This window comes from Rhodococcus sp. IEGM 1318, from assembly GCF_033142465.1.
Classification (GTDB): Bacteria; Actinomycetota; Actinomycetes; order Mycobacteriales; family Mycobacteriaceae; genus Rhodococcus_F; species Rhodococcus_F qingshengii_B.
In genome coordinates, this window is the sequence record NZ_JAWLSC010000044.1 from 1 (window position 1) to 4,564 (window position 4,564).

The window sequence follows — 4,564 nt, forward strand, 5'->3', positions numbered from 1 at the left end:
GTCCACTGACGCTTTTGTCCTGCACCACCCGGAAGCAAAGTATTTCAATGTCTGAGTTGTTGACCGAAGTATCCGAAGAAGGCCCCTCGCCGTTCGCTCGCCGCGTCCTCGACATCATCGACCGTATCCCTGCAGGCCGAGTGATGACATACGGACTGATCGCTACCCTCGTCAACGGACATCCTCGCCAAGTCGGGCAGGTCATGACCCGTTGGGCAGACGAAACCCAATGGCATCGCGTGGTCTACGCCAACGGCACTCCCGCTACCTGTCACGGCAATAGTGCTCTCGCCCTACTGCGCGACGAAGGAACGCCCATGCGTGGCGGACGGGTCGAGCTAATACACGCGTTGTGGAATGGATGATCCACCGGACGTGATGGCGAGAACCGTCCTGCAATCACCTTTGATGAATGCCATGTCAACCATGTGAATAAGTCTTCTTCACCCTGGTATCTGCTCCCCGGGACCATGTCTTAAATCTGGTATGTCGGATGAGACACGGCCCCTCGCTGCGCGGCCTCGGCATGCTCTCAGTGAAATGGCAGTTGGCGACACATCCGGGGGCAGTGTGTAAGGCGCGAGAGCGTGTAGCGCCGGCGCGGCGTGTGAACGGGGTGAGCTCAGTGACCGGGCGGCCCGCCGGTATCGGTTCGGTGATGTAGACGGTCAATTGATCACTGACGAACACAGATGTGTTCGCGCTTCGCGCTGAACCTCTACGTGAAGGAAAAAGATCTTTCACAGGGCGAGCGAGCGAACTGCGGTCTGGACGATCGGCAACACGTCCTTCTCGAACCACAGGTTCTGGGCAAGCCACGGCTGGTTGCGCGGAGAAGGATGTGGGAGGGGAAGATACCCCAACGGCAGGTAATCCTTCGCTGCTTTCACGGTCTCGGTCAGCGTCGGCTTGCGCCGACCACGTAGATAATGTGCCTGCGCATACTGACCGACCAACACCGTGAGTCGGACGTCGAGCAAACGATCGTTCAGTGCCTCATGCCAATGAGATGCGCATTCGGATCTCGGTGGTTTATCGCCCGACCTGGCTTTGCCTGGATAGCAAAAGCCCATCGACATGACGGCTACCTTGCCCGGGTCGTAGAACTGTGGGGGCGTCAGACCGAGCCAAGTGCGCAGACGGTCACCTGAAGGATCATCCCAGGGAACACCCGTCGTATGAACTTTGCGGCCAGGCGCCTGGCCGATCACACGCAGCCGAGCCGATGGGCCTGCTTGCAGTACGGGACGCGGTCCGCACGGCAGGTGGTCCGCGCAGAGCGTGCACCGTCGGATGTCCCTGAGCAACTCAGCCAATGGTTCCGGCATATTTCCCATCTCCGGAGTCGAGGCAAGCATAGAAATGAGGTCGTTATCGGATGCGTTCGAGGTCGTCGTCTTACCGGAAAATCACCGAAATTCGGGTGGAAGGCTCGAAGCCGCGCAGGTAGGCCGGCTGACAGGTTCCTCAGTCAGCGGGCAGCGGGGCGTCGAGTCCCCCAGTATTTGGCGCGGTTTCTCCTATGTCTCCAACCGTGCCTCGAAGACGCATTTGCCCGTCGGACAACGTGTAGGTGACGCCGACGATCGCGCAGGCACCTCTGTCCACTTTCTCCGCGATGATGCGCGACCTCTGCATGATCAACGACCCTGTTTCCACCACATGACGACCTTCGAGTTCGTCGACCGTGGACAATCCCTCGCGACGGCCCATCAGGATCGAGGGGGCGACGCGCTCGATCACACTACGAATGAAACCGTCGGGCACCGCGTTCTTGTCCAAGGCATCGAGAGTGGCTTTCACTGCGCCGCAACTGTCGTGGCCGAGGACGACGATGAGCGGCACGTCGAGCACCTCTATGGCGTATTCGATCGAACCGAGCACCGAATCGTCGAGCACATGACCTGCGGTGCGGACGACGAACATGTCGCCGAGACCCTGATCGAAGATGATCTCGGCGGCTACGCGCGAATCCCCGCAACCGAACAAGACCGCGGTGGGATGCTGTTCGTTGACCAGCTTCGCGCGGTCGACGATTCCCTGGCTCGGGTGGATGGACGCGCCGTTGACGAATCGCTCGTTACCCTCGCGAAGAGACCTCCAAGCGGAAAGGGGGCTTGAACGTGGCATTCATCCATTGTGCACACGACGTCTTCCGCATTGCAGACAGGGTTGCATTAACCCACACCGGTGGTGAGGCATGTCCAGAAAGTGTGCACGCACGCGCCAGTGAGGAGATGTGTATCGGTACTCCGTGATCGACTGAAGTACCTCTTCGACCTCACGGCGAGAGTCGACAAGGAACCTCCTGTACCAACGGTCGCTGTGATAGCGAATGACCGCGTGTTCGAGGCTGCGCAGGGACTTGGCCGGATCGAGCGCGCGATCACTAACAATGGATCATGCCGTCGGGTAGTTGGGTTTCCGTGTCTGCGGAAACTCTTCGGCTCACTTCGTCACCGCGCCCACTCAGCCCAGTGCGCTCACGGCGACGTCTCCGACGAGGCCGGGTAACTCACACGCGACCCGTCAACGCGCGCGAACGAGGTGAGCGTATGCGGAGGTGCCGACTTCTTTGTCATGATGTCGAGCACGACGACACCGCGCACCACGAGCGCATCGCCGATCATCGAACGATGGCATCGCCACGGCACAGCTTCCGCGCACATGATCGCTGCATCGCTGTGGTGTCCTCGCTCCACGAGCAGGTCGATCGCATCGGCAAACTCTTCTGTCTGCATGTAGTCCGCGTACCCCTGGAACGACGCGTTCCGCCAGGCACCGTTGATGCTGTCCTTGCGTACATGACGCAAACCGCCCAATGCCGTCATACGGCGGTACGTGATCTTGCGCGCACGCACGCTCGCCGCCAACGCAGCCTCACCGAACTGCGGATTGTGCCGGGACTTGGCGATGGTACGCACGTCGATCAATTTCCTGATCCCGTACGTCTCCAAGAGATCAATGAACTCGTCGATCGGGTGCGTCGAGTGCCCGACAGTGTAAATCGTGATATCTGACATGACGCCACGCTACGTCGCATCCACCCTCGCGGAGACGACGTACCGAACCGAAACATGCGGTCGTCGATGCCCGGCGGCCGGCCGCCTTCGGTGTCCCCCGAATGAACTCCGCTTCGTTCCGTCGGCAAAAGCGTTTTCTATCTGTTTCTCTTCTGGCCTTGAATCGGACCGGGGTTTCCGGGGACTTTGATGTACCCCGGGTTTTCCGGAGTTCGTTTGTTTTACTTCAGGCATTGATGCACCCGAGAGAGGTCCACGATGCCCCGACGCTATCCACCCGAGTTCCGCCGGAAAGTCCTCGACCTGTTGAAGTCAGGCCGCACGATCGCCGAGGTCGCCTCAGATATCGATGTCACCGACAAACCATCTACAACTGGCTTGGGCCAGGAGCTCATCGACATCGGACAGAAGCCGGGCCTGAGCTCGATCGAGAGCGCTGAACTCGCCGCCGCCCGTCGTCGTATCGCGGAATTGGAAACTGAACTCGCCATCGCCAAACGCTCCACCGAGTTACTGAAGTCGGTGGTGCTCCCAAAAGGCGGTTCGAAGCGATCGAAGTGATGGCCAAGGAAGGACTACCCGTGCAGACGGCATGCCGGGTTCTGGAGGTGTCCGAGTCTGGTTTCTACGAGTGGCGAAACCGGCCACCCTCGGAACGCTCATTGCGACATGCCTGGCTGACCCAGCTGATCACCGAGGTTCACACCGCCTCGCATGGCACCTACGGCGCCCGGCGTGTTCATGCCGAACTTACCCTTGGTCGCGGCATTGCTGTTGGACACGGCTGTGTCGAGTTATTGATGAGAACTGCTGGTGTGAAAGGACTTCCGGGAAACAAACGTGCGCATTCCAAGCATCAGACCCCGACCGCGAGCGATCTTGTGGACCGTAAATTCACCCGCGACAAGCCGAACAAGCTGTGGGTCACTGATATCACGGAACATCCCACGCGCGAAGGAAAAATCTACTGCGCTGTTGTCTTGGACGCGTTTTCGAGGCGGGTCGTCGGTTGGTCGATCGACAGTTCTCAGACGGCGACGTTGGTGACGAACGCTCTGGGAATGGCCGTTTCGAATCGAGGTCCGACGCCCGGCACACTCATTCACTCGGACCATGGAGTGCAGTTCACATCCTGGGCCGTTCACTCGCCGGGCCCACGACTCGGGCCTGGTCCCGTCGATGGGATCGATCGGCGATTGCTATGACAATGCCGTGATCGAATCTTTCTGGGGCAGAATGCAAACCGAGCTTCTGAATCAGAAATGATGGAAAACGAGGATCGAATTGGCCAACGCGATGTTCGAGTACCTCGAGATCTTCCACAACCGACAACGCCGGCACAGCGCCCTCGGGATGCTGACACCGATCGAGTTCGAGAACGTACACTTCACACGTCAGCCCGTAGCCTGAAGTCAAATATCGCGACTCCACGAAACTCGGGGCACATCAAAGTCTCCGGACTCGCCGGGATGCTTCTATATCTTTCAAGACACCAAGATTGGGTGTGCAGTGGCAAGTGTCCGGAACAGCTGCCGGGTGAC

Annotated in this window: 4 protein-coding genes and 1 pseudogene; 2 read left to right on the forward strand and 3 right to left on the reverse strand. The window is 59.4% G+C overall.

Annotated elements, in window-relative coordinates; genetic code table 11:
* Positions 1-47: 47 nt before the first annotated feature.
* A complete protein-coding gene (locus R4P65_RS32890) occupies positions 48-365 on the forward strand; it encodes an MGMT family protein (protein WP_317829676.1) in 318 nt (105 codons plus the stop codon).
* A 375-nt stretch (positions 366-740) separates the two neighbouring features.
* Here R4P65_RS32890 and R4P65_RS32895 read toward each other — a convergent pair whose 3' ends face one another.
* The 3 genes from R4P65_RS32895 to R4P65_RS32905 all read right to left on the reverse strand — a co-directional run bounded on the left by R4P65_RS32895 (position 741) and on the right by R4P65_RS32905 (position 3,023).
* A complete protein-coding gene (locus tag R4P65_RS32895; RefSeq protein WP_317829677.1) occupies positions 741-1,328 on the reverse strand; it encodes a uracil-DNA glycosylase family protein in 588 nt (195 codons plus the stop codon).
* 139 nt (positions 1,329-1,467) lie between these two features.
* Positions 1,468-2,130: a carbonic anhydrase gene (locus R4P65_RS32900; protein ID WP_317829678.1), complete on the reverse strand. Its 663-nt coding sequence runs from the start codon at positions 2,128-2,130 to the stop codon at positions 1,468-1,470.
* Positions 2,131-2,483: 353 nt separating this feature from the next.
* Positions 2,484-3,023 (reverse strand): DUF488 domain-containing protein, encoded by a 540-nt coding sequence (locus tag R4P65_RS32905; protein WP_317829679.1) that lies wholly within the window; start codon positions 3,021-3,023, stop codon positions 2,484-2,486.
* Positions 3,024-3,281: 258 nt separating this feature from the next.
* Here R4P65_RS32905 and R4P65_RS32910 point away from each other — a divergent pair.
* Positions 3,282-4,433: pseudogene (locus R4P65_RS32910) on the forward strand (IS3 family transposase).
* The last annotated feature ends 131 nt before the right edge of the window (positions 4,434-4,564 follow it).